This is a genomic window from Tepidimonas sediminis (assembly GCF_007556605.1).
Classification (GTDB): Bacteria; Pseudomonadota; Gammaproteobacteria; order Burkholderiales; family Burkholderiaceae_C; genus Tepidimonas; species Tepidimonas sediminis.
On sequence record NZ_VJND01000013.1, the window covers coordinates 1 to 16,634 of the forward strand.

Below are 16,634 nucleotides of genomic sequence, written 5' to 3' on the forward strand. Positions count from 1 at the left end.
GCACCGGCAGCGGCGCCCCGCCCCCGCCGTGCCCGACCGAGCCGCCACCGTGGCTGGCGCCGGTGGCCGCGGCGCCGCTGCCGGTGCTGCTGGACGATGCAGCGCTGCAGGCCGTGCTGGACGAGGAGGCCACCGGCCATGCGCTGGCCGCGCGGCTGCGCGCCGATCCGCCGCTTGGGTTGCGGCTGATCGCCGCCGCGCAGCGCCACGTGCGCGGCGGGCTGCGCATCACGCACCTGGAGCACGCGCTGGGGTTGCTCGGGCTGGGGCGTGCGCAGGCGCTGGTGCGGCAGGCGGCGGCGCGGCGCTTCGACCCGCGCGCGCCGGGCCACCTGGCCTACGCCAACGCCGTGGCCACCAGCCTGCTGGCGGCGCACTGGGCCCAGGCGTGCGCGCGCATCGACGGCCGCGGCGACCACGCCACGGTGTTCTGGACCACCGTGCTGCATGGCATCACGCACTGGCACTGGGCGCTGGCGCAGCCGGCGCGCGCCGAGGCGTGGCGGGCGCGCGTGGCCGCCGGCGAGCGCGGCGAGACGCTGGAGCGCGCCTGGCTCGGCCGCGCGCTGGCCGACTGGGACCGCGCGCTGGCCTGCCACCTGGGGCTCGCGGACGCCGACGACCTGCCGCTGGCGCCGGTGCTGGACCGGCGCCACCTGAAGCGCGCCGCCCGGCTGGCGTGGACCGGCGCCAACCCGGCCACGGTGGAGGGCGAGCTGGGCCGCTGGCTGCACCAGCCGGCGCTGGCGCCGCTGCTGTGGTTCCTGCTGGCGCGCGAGGCGATGGCCGACTGGCACGGCCCCCGCACCGCGCTGCTGCTGCGCGCGCTGGCCACGCTGCGCGGCTGGCGGCTGGACGACACGATCGCGTTCGCGCACCGCCACGCCGCCGAGGCCAGCCGCGGCCTGACATGGGCGGTGTGGGACGGCGCGCCGGCGGCGCGGCTGTTCTGGGCGCGCCCGCCGGCGCGCCGGCTGGCCGTCGCGGCGGCCGAGGAGGTCGCCGCACCGGCCACCGCGGCACCAATGCAGACGGCGGCCCCGCAGACCCCCGCCCCGTCCGCGCCGACGGCGTCCGCTCCCGCCGGCGCGGCGCCGGCATCGGCCCCGGCGGCGCCGCTGTCGCTGGACGACTTCGTCGAGGCCTGCCAGGCGCAGCGCTTCGGCACGCTCACCGGGTTCCTGCAGGCGTTCGCGCTGACGCTGCGGCAGTCGCTCGGGCTGGCGCGCTTCGCGCTGCTGATGCGCACCACCGACCCCGGACGGCTGGTCTGCATCGCCGCGCACGGCTTCGGCGCCGCGGTGCAGCCGCGCCGGCTGCAGGTGCCGCTGGCGCAGGCGCCGCTGCTGGCGCGGCTGATGGAGCAGCCCGGCGCCTTTCTGCGCGTGGCGCCGGGGCAGGTGCCCACCGCGCGCGCGCAGCTGCCGGCGCCGCTGGACGGCGAGCTGCCCGCCGGTGGCGTGGCGCTGGCCACGCTGACGGTGCGCGGCCGCGCCGCCGGCATCCTGTGGGCCGACGCCGGCGCCTGGGGGCAAGGGCTGGACGATGCGCAGTACCAGGGCATCAAGCGCGTCACGCTGCACTTCGCGCGCGAGCTGACGCGGCTGCTGGTGCTGCAGCAGCGCCGCGCCGACGAGGCGGCCGCCGGCTAGCGCCGCCAGCCCAGGCGAGTCAGGTCGCCGCCGGCCTCCAGCAGCTTGAGCGCCTCGGCCTCGAACTCCGCCGCCGGACCGGCCAGGTCGATCACGATCTCGACGCGCCGGTTGCGCGCGCGGTGCTCGGCGCTGTCGTTGGGCACCAGCGGCTGCGTCTCGGCGTAGCCCGCCACGCGCAGGCGCTGCGGCTCCACGGCCTTCTGCTCCAGCAGCACGTTGGCCACCGCGGCGGCGCGCGCCGCCGACAGGTCCCAGTTGGACTGGAAGCGCGCGGTGTGGATCGGCACGTCGTCGGTGTGCCCCTCCACCGCCACCTGACCCGGGATCGTCGTCAGCGCCTCGCCGATGCGGCGCAGCATGTCGCGAAACGCCGGCGTGACGTCGGCCGAGCCGGAAGGAAACGACCCCCGCTCCTCGATGCGGATCACCAGCCGCTTGTTGCCCTGCTCCAGCTGCAGCAGGCCCTTGCCGAGCTCCTGCTGCAGCGCCTGCGCCAGCTGCTGCGCGCTGCGCTCGATCTGCTGCTGCAGCGCCTGCTGCACCTGGTGGAGCGCCTCGGCGCTGTGCGTGGCCAGGCGCGGGTCCTGCTGGCTCGTCTGCTGGCGCACCTCGTCCAGCACGGTCGGCTCCGGCTTGCCGGGGGAGAACTTGTCGAACACGGGGCTCGTGCCCATCGGGATCTGGTCGGCCGCCACCTGCCGCTGCACGCCGAAGGCCTTTTCCAGCGACTGGGCGATCTGCTTGAACTTCGTCGCGTCCATCTCCGCGAACGACAGCAGCAGCACGAAGAAGCACATCAGCAGCGACATCAGGTCGGCGAACGTGCCCATGTAGGCCGGCAGGCCCGGTTTGCACTCGTCGGCTTCGTCGTCCATCGCCGTGGCTCGGGATTCGAAGGTTCGCGGGATCGCGCGGCGTCAGGCCTCGGCCTTGCGCAGCTTGGGCGGCAGGTAGCTGTTGAGCAGCGTCTCCACCACGCGCGGATTGACGCCGTTCTGGATGCTGGTGATGGCGTCCAGCAGCATGGCCTGCTGGCGCGCCTCCTCGGTCATGCGCAGGTTGAGCTTGTCGGCGATCGGGATGGCCACCATGTTGGCCAGGATCGCGCCGTACAGCGTCGTCAGCAGCGCCACCGCCATCGCCGGGCCGATGGCCTTGGGGTCGTCCATGTTGGACAGCATCTGCACCAGGCCCACCAGCGTGCCGACCATGCCCATCGCCGGGGCCACATCCCCCAGCGCGGTGAACACCTTGGCGCCCCACTTGTGGCGCTCCAGCGTCAGCAGGCGCTCGCGCTCCAGCACCGTGCGCACGACCTCGGGCGGGTGGCCGTCGACCATCATCTGGATGCCGAGCTTGAGGAACGGCGTGGAATACTCGCGCCCGTCCAGCGCCAGGAACCCCTCCTTGCGCGCGATGCGGGCGATCTCGGTGACCTCGTCGATCAGCGCCTGGCTTTCGAGCAGCTTGAACTTGAACGCCTTGGCCGCCACCCCCACGGCCGACAGGAACTGCTTGAGCGAGAACTTCATCAGCACGACGAACAGCGAGCCGACGACGACGATCAGGATCGACGGCACGTCGATGAACATGCCGGCCGAGCCGCCGACCAGGATGGCCGCCAGCACGATGAGGAAGCCGCCGATCAGGCCGACGAGGGTGGCGAGGTCCACGAACCGTTCTCCCGCAAACGCTGTCCCGGATGTGACGAGGTAACGATGTTACCGGAGGCTCCCGACGGCGGTCTGACAGCCGTCAGCCGGCGCTGCGCCGTGCCCGCCCGCGCGCCGGGGCGGCCGCGCGCGGCTCGAACTCGAAGCCGACCTTGCCGGCCTGCGCGTCCCACACCAGGCGCGCCTTGAAGCGGCGGCGCGTACGGTTGGAGACGAACCCGTCCAGCCAGTCGGTGCGGCCCTCGCGCAGCAGCTTTTCCATCTGCTCGGGCGCCACCGGCTGCTGCAGGATGGTGGTGGCGCTGCGAAAGTCGCACGTGGCCGGCTGCGCACCCGGCGCGGCGCGGCTGCAGACATACTGGTTGCCCAGCTGCACCACCGGGCTGCCGCACTTCGGGCACGGGCCCAGCGCCGGCAGCGCGGCCACGTCCACCGGCGCGCCGCCTTCCTCCTGCGCCGGCTCGTCGCCAAAGTCGAACGCCAGCCGCCACTGGCCGTCCTCGGGCTTGAGACGCAGCTCGGCGGCGAACGGCCGCCCCATCTTGGAGCGGAAGCCCTCCAGCGGCCCGAGGCGGTGCTCGCGCAGCAGCCGCTCGGCCTCCTCGGGCGCCAGGATGCGCCCACCCGGTGCCTTCGGCAGCGAAAAGCCGCACCCCGCCCCCTGCCCGTCGGCGCCGGTGCAGGCGTAGCGCCGGTAGTTTTCCTTCACCACACCGCCGCACTGCGGGCACGGCGCCTGCAGCGTCGCGTAGTCGCCCGGCACGCTGTCGCGGTCGAACGCCTTGGCCTTGGCGACGATGCGCTCGGTCATCGCCGCGATCTCGCGCATGAAATCCTGCCGCGACAGCTGGCCGCGCTCGATCTGCGCCAGCTTGTGCTCCCACTCGCCGGTCAGCTCCGGGCGCGAGAGCTCCTCCACGCCCAGCCCGCGCAGCAGCGTCATCAGCTGGAAGGCCTTGGGCGTCGGCACGAGTTCACGCCCCTCGCGCACCAGGTATTTTTCCTCCAGCAGGCCCTCGATGATGGCCGCGCGCGTGGCCGGCGTGCCCAGCCCCTTGTCGGCCATCGCCAGGCGCAGCTCCTCGTCCTCCACCAGCTTGCCGGCGGCCTCCATCGCCGCCAGCAGCGTGGCTTCGGTGTAGCGCGCCGGCGGGCGCGTCTGGCGCGCCTCCAGCCGCGCCTCCTCGGTGCGCACGGTCTCGCCCGGCTGCACCGCCACCAGCGGCTGGCCCTTGTCGCCGGCCTGCGCGCCCTCGACGTCGGCGGCGGCCTCGCGGCCGTAGACCGCCAGCCACCCCGGCTTGACCAGCACGCGGCCCTCGGTCTTGAAGTGGTGCACCGCGCTGTCGGCGCGCACGCGCGTGATGCGCGTGGTGACGAGGAACTCCGCCGGCGGGAAGAACACCGCGATGAAGCGGCGCACCACCAGGTCGTAGAGCTTCTGCTCGGCCTCGCTGAGGCCCCTGGGCAGCTGGCCGGTGGGGATGATGGCGAAGTGGTCGCTGACCTTGGCGTCGTCGAACACGCGCCGCGTCGGCCGCACCCAGCCTTCCTGCAGCGCCTGGCGCGCAAACGGCGCCAGGTGGCCGAGGTCACTGCCGGCCAGCGCCTCCATCGCCTGCCGCACCGGCCCGAGGTAGTCGCCCGGCAGCGCGCGCGCATCCGTGCGCGGGTAGGTCAGCACCTTGTGCTTCTCATACAGCGCCTGCGCCAGCGCCAGCGTCGTCTTGGCCGAAAAGCCGTAGCGCGCGTTGGCCTCGCGCTGCAGCGTCGTCAGGTCGTAGAGCAGCCCGCACGACTGCGTGGCGGGCTTGCTTTCCTCGCTGACCTCGCCAGGGCGGCCCCGCACCGCGGCGACGATGGCCTGCGCGCGCGCCTCGTCCCACAACCGCTCGGCGCGCAGCTCCGCGTCCGCCCCTTCGCCCTGCGGCTTGCGGAAGTCGGGGTCGAACCAGCGCCCGGGATAGAGGCCGGCCTGCGCCGCAAAGGTGGCGTGCACCTCCCAGTAGGGGCGCGCGCGGAAACGCCGGATCTGCTCCTCGCGCTCGACGACGATGGCCAGCGTCGGCGTCTGCACGCGCCCGACGGTGGTGAGGAAGAAGCCGCCGTCGCGGCTGTTGAAGGCCGTCATCGCGCGCGTGCCGTTGATGCCGACCAGCCAGTCGGCCTCCGAGCGGCTGCGCGCCGCATCCGCGAGCGGACGCATCTGCTCGTCGCTGCGCAGGTGCTCGAAGCCCTCGCGGATCGCCTGCGGCGTCATCGACTGCAGCCACAGCCGCTTGACGGGCTTGCCCAGCGGCTTGGGGTTGCCGTGGCGGTCGGTGCCGCCGGCGTACTGCTCGATCAGGCGGAAGATCAGCTCGCCCTCGCGCCCGGCGTCGCAGGCGTTGACGATCTCGCCGACGTCCTTGCGCCGCGCCAGCCGGACGATGGCGTTGAGGCGCGCCTTGGTCTTGTCCAGCGGCTTCAGGTCGAAGTGCGGCGGAATCACCGGCAGGTGCGCGAAGCTCCACTTGCCGCGCTTGACCTCGTAGGCCTCCGGTGCGGCGATCTCCAGCAGGTGGCCGACGGCGGAGGTGACGATGTAGCGCGCGTTCTCGTGGTACTCGTCGTGCTTGTCGAACTTGCCCGACACGGGCGTGAGCGCGCGCACGATGTCCAGCGCCACCGAGGGCTTCTCGGCGATGACCAGGGTCTTGAGGGTTGGCTGATCCATTGTTCCTACAATGCTCGTGACGCGGGCCGATGCCGGCCGCCGATGCCGGCCCGCCACCTCCCCGCTCGCGCGCACGCGCGCGCCTGCACACACACAGCTACGTTAGCAAACTTTCGGACGACGACGATGGCCGAGGTCGATCCCGCAGCCCGCACCGCCCCGGCGGCACTGGCCGCGCTGCAGCAGGGCGCGCGCCGGCTGGCGCACGCGCTGGGGGCGCCAGCCTCGGGCTGGGAGGTGGAGGTGGCCGCAACCCTCGACTCCACCAACGCCGAGCTGCTGCGCCGGGCGCGCGCCGGCGTGACGCGGCCGACGGTGCTGGCGGCGGCGGCGCAGACCGCCGGGCGCGGCCGGCGCGGCCGGCCGTGGGTCACGCTGCCCGGGCAATCGCTGGCGTTCTCGGTCGGGCTGCCGCTGGCGCCGGCGGACTGGTCCGGCCTGTCGCTGGTGGTGGGCGTGGCCGTGGCGCAGGCGCTGCCGACGGGGGTACGGCTCAAGTGGCCCAACGACCTGTGGTGGCAGGGCCGCAAGCTGGGCGGCATCCTGATCGAGACCGCGGGGGCGGCCGGCTCCGGGTCGCGCTATGCGGTGATCGGCGTGGGCGTCAACCTCGCCACGCCGGCGCTGCCCCCCGACGCGGCGCTCGACGCGCTGCCGCCGGCGGGCCTGCACGAGCTGCCCGGCACGGCCGTCGATCCCGGCGCCTGGCTGGCCGTGCTGGCGCCGGCGGTGGTGCAGGCGGTGCGCCGCTTCGAGCAGGACGGCTTTGCGCCATGGCAGGCACGCTACGGTGCGCTGGACGCCCTGGCTGGCCGGCCGGTGCGCACCAGCGATGGCGTGGAGGGCGTGGCCGATGGCGTGGATGCCGACGGCGCGCTGCGGCTGCGCACCGCGCAGGGGCTGCGGCGCGTACAGGCCGGTGAGGTGAGCGTGCGGCCATGCTGAGGGGACTGGTGCTGGCGCTGCTGCTGGCCAACGCCGGGCTGGCGGCGTGGCAGGCGGGGTGGCTCGGCCCCGCGCCCGGCGGACTGGAGGAAGCCGCGCGCGAACCCGAACGGCTGGCGCAGCAGCTGGAGCCGCAGCGGCTGCGGCTGCTGAACCCTCCGGGGGCGGCGGCGGCCGACCCGTCGCCCGCTGCCGCGGCCCCGCGGCCAGCCGCCGACGGCACCGGCGCCGCCGGCGAGGCCCCCGCCGCGCCGACCGAGGCCCCCCCGCCACCCACGCCGCCGGCCACCATGGCCACCGCCAGCCGTGAACCGCGGCGCTGCTGGCAGCTGCCGGCTGCGCCGCCGGCGCAGGCGCAGGCCTGGCGGCGCGCGGCGGAGGCGCAAGCCGGCCTGCGCGGCCGTCACACGGAGGGGTTGAGCCGCCTGCCGCCGCGCTGGCTGGTCTACGTCGGGCCGCTGACCGATGCCGCGGCGCTGGCGGCGCGCCGTGCGGCCCTGCGCCAGGCGGGCCTGGACCAGCGCAGCGTGGACGTACCCGACGTCGGCCCCGGGCTGGCGCTGGGCACCTACTCCACCGAGGAGGCGGCGCGCAAGGCGCTGGCCGAGGCGCAGCAGCGCGGCGTGCGCGACGCGCGCGTGGTGCGCGAGCGGCCGCCCAGCGAGCTGCTGACGCTGCGCTGGCCGGACCTGACCGCGGCCGAGACCGCGGCGCTGCGCGAGGCGCTCGGCCCGGCGGCGCGTCAACTGGTGGCCTGCCCCTGAGGCTCGTCGGCGGCCGCCACCGGCTGCCACGGCGCCGGCCATTGCTGCGGCAGCGGCCACACGCGCCCGTCGGCCAGCACGGCGCGCGCCGCCTCCGCGCCCGCCGGCACGGCCCAGCCGCCGGTGAAGGCGCCGAACGCCGGCAGCACCAGCGCGCCGCGCCGCAGCACGAAGCACGGCAGGCGCAGCCGCTCGTGCCCCGGCCCGCGCAGCACCGCCACCGGGTGCACGTGGCCGCACAGCACCGGCGCGGCCTGCGGCGCGAGCGCCCGCGGCGGCGCGTGGCAGGCGCGCCACGGGCCCAGCGGCCACGGCTCGTCCACCACGTCGAAGCCCAGCTCCGGGGGCGGGTCGCCGGCGCGGTCGTCGTGGTTGCCGCGCACCAGCACCATCCGCACGTCGGCATGCGCGTGGCGCCAGGCGTGCAGGGCCGCCCGCAGCGCCGCGGTGCGGCCGGTGCGCGCGTGCAGCCAGTCGCCCAGCACCACCAGCCGGCGCGCGCCCAGGGCGCGCAGCAGCGCGCCGAGCCGCTCGAGGTCGGCGGCGGAGCTGCCCGCCGGCACCGCCACCCCCGCCGCGCGCAGCGCCGCCCCCTTGCCGAGGTGCACGTCGGCGACGAACAGCGTGGCCTCCCGCGGCCACCAGGCGGCGCGCTGCGGCAGCAGCCACAGTTCCGCCGCCGGGTCGGGCGCCGCCCGCACGCGCAGCGCGCCGGCCAGCGCGTCGGCTTGCGCCGGCTCAGCCATGGTCGCCCTCCGGCGTCGCCCGGACGCGGCGGCGCGGACGCGCCTCGGCGTCGGCGGCGCGCTCCAGCTGCGCCACCAGGCGCTGCAGGCGCACCGCCAGCGTCTCGCTGGAGAGCCGCTCGCGCAGCCGCTCCACCATCAGCGGAAAGGCCAGCGGCGTCGGACGCGCGATCGCGCGCAGCTGCAGCCGCCAGCCGCGCAGGCGCTGCAGGCAGGCGTGCAGGGGCTCGAAGGCCAGCTCGTGCGCCAGCACCTCGTCGCGCGCCTGGCGCAGCAGGCGGTTGTCCGGGTCGTGGCGTTCGAACACCTGCCACAGCAGGCTGGCGCCGACCTGCAGGTCGCGCGCGCGGCGGTGCCGGCCCGGCGCATCCGGCTCCAGCAGCCCGGCCACGCGCGCGATCTCGCGGAAGCGCCGCTGCGCCAGCTCGGCGGCGTTGAGGCTGGCCAGCAGCTGTGCCGCCAGCGCCGCCGGCTCCGGGGGCTCGAGCGCCTGCGGCAGCCAGGCAGCCCAGTCCACGGCCTGGCTGACCAGCAGCTCCAGCCCCCAGTCGTTGGCCGCCAGCGCCACCGTGCACGGCTGGCACTGCGTGAGCTGCCAGGCCAGCCAGCCGCCCAAGGCCAGGTGCACGTCGCGCCCCGCCAACGGGTAGAGGAACAGGTGGTGGCCGTCGCGGTCGCGCAGCGTTTCGGCCACGAGCAGGCCCGGCTGCGGCAGCGCCGACCAGCGCGCCTGCAGCGCCAGCAGCGGCTGCGCGACGCGCAGCTCGGGGTCGTCGCCGGCGCGGCCCTGCGCGCAGGCGTGCAGACGCTCGAGCACCGCATCGGCCAGCAGCGTGGACAGCGGCAGGCGCCCGCCCTGCCAGCGCGGGATCGCCGCGCGCGCTGCCGCCGCGGCCGGACGCACCCAGGCCACCAGGTCGCGCAGCCGCACCAGCTCCAGCGTGCGCCCGGCCAGCGTGAACACGTCGCCGGGGCGCAGCCGCGCGACGAACCCCTCTTCGACGAGGCCGAGGCGGCGGCCGTTGAGGAAGCGCACCTCCAGCTGCGCGTCGCCGACGATGGTGCCGATGGAGAGCCGGTGCCGCCGCGCCAGCCGCGCATCCGGCACGCGCCAGACGCCGCTGGCGTCCGGCTCCACGCGGCGATACTGCGGATACGCCTGCAGCGACGGCCCGCCGCGGCGCACGAAGTCCAGGGACCAGCGCCAGTCGTCGTCCGAGAGCCGGGCGTAGGCGTGCGTCGAGCGCACCTCGGCCAGCAGGTCGTCGGGCAGGAAACCGCCGCCCAGCGCCACCGTCACCAGATGCTGCACCAGCACGTCCAGCGGCGCCTGCGGGGGGCGGCGCGGCTCCACCAGCCCGGCGGCCACGGCGTGCCGCGCGGCGGCGGCCTCCACCAGCTCCAGCCCGTGCGTCGGCACCAGCGTCAGCCGCGACGGCCGCCCCGGGGCGTGGCCGCTGCGCCCGGCGCGCTGCAGCAGCCGCGCCACGCCCTTGGGCGAGCCGATCTGCAGCACGCGCTGCACCGGCGCGAAATCGACGCCCAAGTCGAGGCTGGAGGTGCACACCACGACGCGCACCGCGCCGCGCTTCAGCCCCTCCTCGACCCAGCGGCGCACGCCGGCATCCAGCGAGCCGTGGTGCAGCGCCAGGCTGCCGGCCCAGTGCGGGCGCAGCGCCAGCAGCGCCTGGTACCACCATTCGGTCTGCGCGCGGGTGTTCGTGAAGACGAGCGCGCTGCCGCAGCCGTCCAGCTCCGCGGCCACGAGCGGTGCCATCGCCGCGCCGAGGTGTCCGGCCCAGGCGAAGCGCTCCACCACCGGCGGCAGCAACGCCTCGACGACGAGGGTCTTGGGCAGCGCGGCGCGCATCAGCGCCGCCTCGGCGGCCCGCGCCGGACCGACGAGGGCCGCCAGGGCTTCCTCCAGGTTGGCCAGCGTCGCCGACAGGCCCCAGACCTGCAGCCCCGGCTGCCAGCGCCGCAGCCGCGCCAGCGCCAGCTGCACCTGCACGCCGCGCTTGCCGCCGAGCAGCTCGTGCCACTCGTCCACCACCACCGCCTGCACACCGGCCAGCCGCTGCCGCGCGTCGGCGCGCGCCAGCAGCAGCGACAGGCTCTCCGGCGTCGTCACCAGCGCCTCGGGGAAGCGGCGCTGCTGGCGCGCGCGCTCGGCGGTGGGCGTATCGCCGGTGCGCACGGCCAGGCGCCAGCCCGGCGCCAGCATGCCCAGCGGCGCCCGCAGCGCCTGCGCGGTGTCGGCCGCCAGCGCCCGCAGCGGCGTCACCCACAGCAGCCGCGGGCCGCTGGCCACCGGCGGCGGCGCCGTGCCGTGGCGCGCCAGCAGGCCGAGCCACACCGCGTACGTCTTGCCGGCGCCGGTGCTGGCGTGCAGCAGGCCGCTGTGCCCGGCGGCGATGGCGCGCCAGGCCGCGCGCTGGAAATCGAACGGCGCCCAGCCCTGCGCGCGCAGCCACGCCTCGGCGCGCGCCACCGCGTCCTGCCCCCCGGCGTCGACGGCGAGCGCGCTCACCCCGCCTCCCCTGCGCCGCCGCCTGCGGCACCGTCCAGCAGCGCGTGCAGCGCCGCCAGCGTGTCGGCCTCCTCCACCGGCTTGTCGGTGCGCCAGCGCAGGATGCGTGGAAAGCGCACCGCCACGCCGCTCTTGTGGCGCGCGCTGCGCGCCAGCCCTTCGAAGCCGAGCTCGAACACCAGCGTCGGCTCCACCGCGCGCACCGGGCCGAAGCTGTCGCGCGTGGTGCGGCGGATGATGGCGTCCACCCGCGCCAGCTCCGCGTCGCTCAGGCCCGAATACGCCTTGGCGAACGGCACCAGCTGGCGGCGCGCGTCGCCGGGCGGGTGGCTCCACAGCGCGAACGTGTAGTCCGAGAACAGCCCGGCGCGCCGCCCGTGGCCGCGCTGCGCATAGACCAGCACCGCATCCACCGTCCACGGGTCGGCCTTCCACTTCCACCACAGGCCGTCGCGGCGCGTGCGGCCCACCCCGTAGACGCCGTCGCGGCGCTTCAGCATCAGCCCCTCGGCGCCGACCGTGCGGGCGCGGCGACGCTCGCCGTCGAACCACGCCCAGTCCGCCCCCGGCGGGGCGATGAGCTCGGGGCTGAGCAAAAGGCGCGCATCGGCCACGGCCTGCACCAGCGCCTGCAGGCGCGCGCGGCGTTCGTGCTGCGGGCGTGTGCGCAGGTCGGCGCCGTCCTGCTCCAGCAGGTCGTAGGCCAGCAACGCCACCGGCAGCGCGCGCCGCAGCGCCGCGCCGACGCGCTGCCGCCCCAGCCGCCGCTGCAGCGCCGCAAACGGCTGCGGCGCGCCGTCGCGCCAGACGACGATCTCGCCGTCCAGCACGGTGCCGGGCGGCAGCCGCGCGCCGAGCTCGGCCAGCTCGGGAAAGCGCTCGGTGATCAGTTCCTCGCCGCGCGACCACAGCGCCACGCCGCCGCGGCGCACCAGCTGCGCGCGGATGCCGTCCCACTTCCATTCGACCAGCCAGTCCGGCACGGCGCCGAGCTGCGCCGCGGCGGCCTGCGCATCCGCCGGCAGGGCGTGCGCGAGGAAGAACGGATACGGGTGCGCGTCCGGCACGCCGGCGGCGGGGCCGACCGGCGCCGGCGCGGCCGGGGCCACCAGCGCGCGCCAGTCGTCGGGGCCGGGGCTGGCGTCGGCGTGCGTGTAGCCGATCAGCCGCTGCGCCACCAGCGCCGGCGGCACGCCGGCCAGCGCCGCCAGCGCCTGCGTCACCAGCAGGCGCGAGACGCCGACGCGCAGCGCGCCGGTGATCAGCTTGCCGTGCAGCAGCCGCTGCTCCTGCGGCAGGCGCGCCCACTGCGCCTTGAGCCGGGCTGCGCGCTCGTCGGGCGGCAGCCCGCGCAGCGCGCGCACCTGCGCCATCCACGCCGCCAGCGGCTGCTGCAGCGGCTGCGCCGGCGGCGGCAGCAGCAGCGCCACCGTCTCGGCCAGGTCGCCCACCGCCTGGTGACACTCGTCGAACAGCCACTCGGGCAACCCGGCGACTTCGCGCGCCAGCGCCTTGAACTCGCGCGTCGGCACCGCCTGGCGCGGCTTGCCCCCGGCCAGCAGGTACACCGCCCAGGCGGCGTCCGCCGCGTCCGCCTGCGCGAAGTAGGTCTGCAGCGCCTGCAGCCGCGCCTGCGTCGAGGTGGTGGCGTCCAGCGCCGCGCAGAGGGCGGCGAAGTCGTTCATGCCGCCGCCTCCTCGGGCTCGCCCTCGACCGCCTGCGCCGGCGCCGCCCCGGGGGCCGGCGCCGCGGCCGGCAGCGCTGCGTCGTCTCCGGCCTCGTCGCCGCCGAACGCGGTGGCCAGCGGCTGCGCCTCCAGGCCCTGCTCCTGCAGGTGGCGCACCAGCGGCATCACGTGGCCGTGCGTCACCCGCACGCACCCGGCGCCGCTGGCCTCAATCGCGCGCAGCAGCGCCGGCCAGTCGGCGTGATCCGACAGCACGAAGCCCGCGTCCACCCCGCGGCGGCGGCGCTGGCCGCGCACCAGCATCCAGCCGCTGACGTGCGCGTCGGCCTGCTCGCCCAGGCGCCGCAGTGCGCGCCCGCCCTGCGCCGCCGGCGGCGCCAGCACCAGAGCCCCGGCGGCCTGCGCCCGGCCCGTCGCGGCGGTCAGCGGCTGCGTCGGCGCCAGCGCCACGCCCAGCGCCCGGTGCACGGCGTTGAGGGGCTCCACCGCCGGATGCACCAGGATCGGCCCCGGCAGGGCCGAGCCGGCGCGGGCCAGCGCCGCCAGCAGCCGCTGCGCCTTGCCCAGGCCGTAGGCGTAGACGACGCTGACGCGCCCGGCCTCGGCGTGGCCCCGCCACCAGCTGAGCAGCCGCGCCAGCTCCTCATTCGGGTCGGGCCAGCGGTAGATCGGCAGCCCGAAGGTCGATTCGGTGATGAAGGTGTGGCAGCGCACCGGCTCGAACGGGGCGCTGACGCCGTCGGCGTCGAGCTTGTAGTCGCCGGAGACGACCCAGACCTCGCCGCGGTGCGCCAGCCGCACCTGCGCCGAGCCGAGCACGTGCCCGGCCGGATGCAGCGACACGCGCACCGCGCCGATCGTCAGCGCCTCGCCGTAGCGCAGCGGCTGCACGGCGAGGTCCTCGCCGAGCCGGGCGCGCAGCAGCGGCGCGCAGTGCTCGTGCGCCAGGTAGGCCGCATGGCCGCGGCGCGCGTGGTCCGCATGCGCGTGCGTGATGACGGCGCGCGCCACGGGCCGCCAAGGATCGATGTAGAAGTCTCCCGCTGGGCAATAAAGCCCCTCGGGACGCACCGTCACCAACGCCTGCCGCTGCGCCATCGGCGCGCAGTGTAGCCAGACGCGGCACGGGCGTGCGCCGCGCGCTACAGTAGCCCCGCATCCCGCCCGTGCCGCATCCGCCCGTCGCCATGATTCCCGCCGCCGACGCCACGCTGCGCCTGTTCGTCGCCCTGTGGCCGGACGAAGCCACGCGCGCGCGGCTGCAGGCGCTGGCCGACGCCTGGCACTGGCCGCCGGGCGTGCGCCGCTGCGCGCCGGCGGACTGGCATGTCACGCTGCACTTCCTCGGCGCGGTGCCGGCGGCGCGGCTTGCGGCGCTGCGCGCCGCGCTGGCGGTGCCGTGGACGCCGTTCACGCTGACGCTGACCAAGGCGCAGCGCTGGCCGCGCGGGCTGGCGGTGCTGACCGCCGCGGCGGTGCCGGCGCCGCTGGCGGCGCTGCACCGCCGGCTCGGACAGGCCCTGACGGCGCTGGCGCTGCCGGTGGAGCGCCGGCCGCTGCGCCCGCACGTCACGCTGGCGCGCCGCGCCGAGGAGGCCGAGCCGCCGCCGGCCGTCGCCCCGCTGGCGTGGCCGGTGACCGCCTACGCCCTCGTGCAGTCCACCGGCGAGCCGGCGCGGCGCTACCGCATCCTGCAGCGCTACGCGCCGCCGGCAACCGGTACCATCGCGCCGCCGACATCGGCGTAACCGGATTTCATCCCGACACCCCAACGAGGTTGCATTCCCATGGGCATGGACGTCATCGACTACGAGATCCGCGGCGCGGAGATGCAGTTCGTCGAGATCGAGCTCGACCCCGGCGAGGCCGCCATCGGCGAGGCCGGCAGCCTGATGATGATGGACGACGGCATCGTCATGGACACCGTCTTCGGCGACGGCAGCGCGCAACAGGGCGGCTTCTTCGGCAAACTGCTGGGCGCCGGCAAGCGCCTCATCACCGGCGAGTCGCTGTTCACGACCGTCTACGTCAACCAGGGCGCAGGCAAGCGCCGCGTGGCGTTTGCCGCCCCGTACCCCGGCAAGATCCTGCCGATGGATCTGAAGGCGCTCGGCGGCACGCTGATCTGCCAGAAGGACGCCTTCCTGTGCGCCGCGCGCGGGGTCAGCCTGGGGGTGGCGCTGCAGCGCAAGCTGTCGGTGGGTTTCTTCGGCGGCGAGGGCTTCATCATGCAGCGTCTGGACGGCGACGGACTGGCGTTCGTGCACGCCGGCGGCACCGTCGTGCGGCGCGAACTGGCCGCCGGGCAGGTGCTGCGCGTCGACACCGGCTGCGTGGTGGCCTACACGCCGCAGGTCGACTTCGGCATCGAATATGTCGGCAAGATCAAGACCGCGCTGTTCGGCGGCGAGGGGCTGTTCCTGGCCACGCTGCGCGGCCCCGGCACCGTGTGGCTGCAGAGCCTGCCGTTCTCGCGCCTGGCCTCGCGCGTGTTCGCCGCCGCGCCGCAGCTCGGGGGCCGGCGCGAGGAAGGCTCGCTGCTGGGCGGCTTTGCCGCCGGCGGTCTGGCCGGCGGGTTGCTGGGCGGCGACGACGAGTGAGGCGGCCGCCCCGCCGCGCGGGGCGCTAGCGCGGCGCCACCTCGAAGCCCGCGGCGCGCAGCGCCGCCAGCACCTCCTGCACATGCCGGGACCCGCGCGTCTGCAGCACCAGCTCGATCTCGACGTTCTGCGCCGCCAGCAGCGTGAAGGCGCGCTGGTGGTGCACCTGGTCGATGTTGGCGCCGGCCTCGGCCACCACCGCGGCGATGCGCGCCAGCTGCCCGGGCAGGTCGCGCGTGCTGACCACCAGCCGCGCCAGCCGCCCGGCGCGCACCATGCCGCGCTCGATGATCGAGGCCAGCAGCAACGGGTCGAGGTTGCCGCCGCACAGCACCAGCCCGACGCGCCGCCCGGCAAAGCGCTGCGGGTGCTTCAGCACCGCCGCCAGCCCGGCGGCGCCGGCCCCCTCGACCAGCGTCTTCTCGATGTCCAGCAGCAGCACGATGGCCTGCTCCAGGTCCTCCTCGTCCACCACCAGCCAGTCGTCCACGTGGCGGCGCGCCAGCGCCAGCGTGCGCTGCCCCGGGGCGGCCACCGCGATGCCCTCGGCGATGGTGTTGCCGCCCACCGGCCAGTGGCTGCCGGTCAGCGCGTTGACCATCGCCGCGAAGCGCCGCGTCTGCACCCCCACCACCTCGATGTCGGGCTTGAGCGCCTTGGCCACCAGCGCCATGCCGCCGATCAGCCCGCCGCCGCCGGCGGCCACCACCAGCACCTCCAGCTGCGGCTGCGCGCGCAGCATCTCCAGCGCCACCGTGCCCTGGCCCGCGATCACCGCCTCGTCGTCGTACGGGTGCACGAAGGTCAGCCCCTGCTCGGCGGCCAGCCGGTCGGCGTGCTCGCGCGCCTGCTCCAGCGTCTCGCCGTGCAGCACCACCTCGGCGCCCAGCGCGCGCGTGCGCTCGACCTTGACGCCCGGCGTGAAGCGCGGCATCACGATCACCGCCCGCATCCCGAGCCGCTGCGCATGGTAGGCCACCCCCTGCGCATGGTTGCCGGCCGACATCGCCACCACGCCGCGCGCACGCTCCTGCGGGCCGAGCTGCGCCAGCTTGTTGCACGCACCGCGCTCCTTGAACGAGGCGGTGTACTGCAGGTTCTCGAACTTCAGGAACAGCTGCGCCCCGGTGATCTGCGACAGCGTGCGCGATTCCAGGCACGGCGTCTCCAGCACCTGCCCCTCGAGGCGACGCGCCGCCGCCTGCACATCCGCCAATTCCACCATCGCCCTGTCTCCTCCGATCGGCGGCCCCGCGCCGCCCCTCGGCCGCCATTGTGCCGGCGCGCCGGCGGCAGTGGCGCTGCCCGCGCGCGCCGG

General features: G+C 76.0%; 13 protein-coding genes. 5 read left to right on the forward strand and 8 right to left on the reverse strand.

The features are described from left to right. On the forward strand, positions 1-1,652 hold a 1,652-nt coding region (locus Tsedi_RS09845; RefSeq protein ID WP_143896133.1), incomplete at its 5' end, for an HDOD domain-containing protein. On the opposite strand, the gene tssL is transcribed toward Tsedi_RS09845, so the two are convergent. The 3 genes from tssL to Tsedi_RS09860 all read right to left on the reverse strand — a co-directional run bounded on the left by tssL (position 1,649) and on the right by Tsedi_RS09860 (position 6,044). After that, on the reverse strand, positions 1,649-2,530 hold the full coding sequence (gene tssL, locus Tsedi_RS09850) for a type VI secretion system protein TssL, long form (RefSeq protein WP_143896135.1): 882 nt from the start codon (positions 2,528-2,530) through the stop codon (positions 1,649-1,651). The two genes, Tsedi_RS09845 and tssL, sit on opposite strands and share 4 nt — an antisense overlap. Positions 2,531-2,572: 42 nt before the next feature. Continuing rightward, a complete protein-coding gene (gene pomA, locus Tsedi_RS09855) occupies positions 2,573-3,328 on the reverse strand; it encodes a flagellar motor protein PomA (RefSeq protein WP_143896136.1) in 756 nt (251 codons plus the stop codon). Positions 3,329-3,410: 82 nt separating this feature from the next. Next, positions 3,411-6,044: a DNA topoisomerase III gene (locus Tsedi_RS09860; RefSeq protein WP_143896138.1), complete on the reverse strand. Its 2,634-nt coding sequence runs from the start codon at positions 6,042-6,044 to the stop codon at positions 3,411-3,413. 126 nt (positions 6,045-6,170) lie between these two features. Here Tsedi_RS09860 and Tsedi_RS09865 point away from each other — a divergent pair, with 126 nt between their 5' ends. Then, positions 6,171-6,989, forward strand: coding sequence for a biotin--[acetyl-CoA-carboxylase] ligase (locus Tsedi_RS09865; protein ID WP_143896140.1), 819 nt, complete (start codon positions 6,171-6,173; stop codon positions 6,987-6,989). Next, complete coding sequence (locus Tsedi_RS09870) at positions 6,983-7,753, forward strand: SPOR domain-containing protein (RefSeq protein WP_143896142.1); 771 nt, start codon at positions 6,983-6,985, stop codon at positions 7,751-7,753. Before Tsedi_RS09865 ends, Tsedi_RS09870 begins: the two co-directional genes overlap by 7 nt. On the opposite strand, the gene pdeM is transcribed toward Tsedi_RS09870, so the two are convergent. The 4 genes from pdeM to Tsedi_RS09890 are packed head-to-tail and all read right to left on the reverse strand — an operon-like array spanning position 7,732 to position 13,814. Then, positions 7,732-8,499, reverse strand: coding sequence for a ligase-associated DNA damage response endonuclease PdeM (gene pdeM, locus Tsedi_RS09875; RefSeq protein WP_143896144.1), 768 nt, complete (start codon positions 8,497-8,499; stop codon positions 7,732-7,734). The two genes, Tsedi_RS09870 and pdeM, sit on opposite strands and share 22 nt — an antisense overlap. Further along, positions 8,492-11,029: a ligase-associated DNA damage response DEXH box helicase gene (locus Tsedi_RS09880; protein WP_185970639.1), complete on the reverse strand. Its 2,538-nt coding sequence runs from the start codon at positions 11,027-11,029 to the stop codon at positions 8,492-8,494. The genes pdeM and Tsedi_RS09880 overlap by 8 nt, the downstream gene beginning before the upstream one ends. Beyond that, positions 11,026-12,714 (reverse strand): ATP-dependent DNA ligase, encoded by a 1,689-nt coding sequence (locus Tsedi_RS09885; protein ID WP_143896146.1) that lies wholly within the window; start codon positions 12,712-12,714, stop codon positions 11,026-11,028. Before Tsedi_RS09885 ends, Tsedi_RS09880 begins: the two co-directional genes overlap by 4 nt. Further along, the gene (locus tag Tsedi_RS09890) at positions 12,711-13,814 is read right to left on the reverse strand and encodes a ligase-associated DNA damage response exonuclease (RefSeq protein ID WP_143896148.1); all 1,104 of its coding nucleotides are present in this window, start codon (positions 13,812-13,814) and stop codon (positions 12,711-12,713) included. The genes Tsedi_RS09885 and Tsedi_RS09890 overlap by 4 nt, the downstream gene beginning before the upstream one ends. Positions 13,815-13,903: 89 nt before the next feature. Between Tsedi_RS09890 and thpR the strand changes: the two genes are divergently transcribed. Together thpR and Tsedi_RS09900 are read left to right on the forward strand one after the other, a co-directional pair. Continuing rightward, entirely contained in the window at positions 13,904-14,464 is a 561-nt protein-coding gene (gene thpR / locus Tsedi_RS09895) for an RNA 2',3'-cyclic phosphodiesterase (protein ID WP_143896150.1), read from the forward strand. A 39-nt stretch (positions 14,465-14,503) separates the two neighbouring features. Continuing rightward, on the forward strand, positions 14,504-15,316 hold the full coding sequence (locus Tsedi_RS09900) for a TIGR00266 family protein (protein WP_143896152.1): 813 nt from the start codon (positions 14,504-14,506) through the stop codon (positions 15,314-15,316). 25 nt (positions 15,317-15,341) lie between these two features. Here the strand turns inward: Tsedi_RS09900 and Tsedi_RS09905 are convergent, their stop codons facing one another. After that, a complete protein-coding gene (locus tag Tsedi_RS09905) occupies positions 15,342-16,541 on the reverse strand; it encodes a threonine ammonia-lyase (protein WP_143896154.1) in 1,200 nt (399 codons plus the stop codon). Positions 16,542-16,634: the final 93 nt, after the last annotated feature.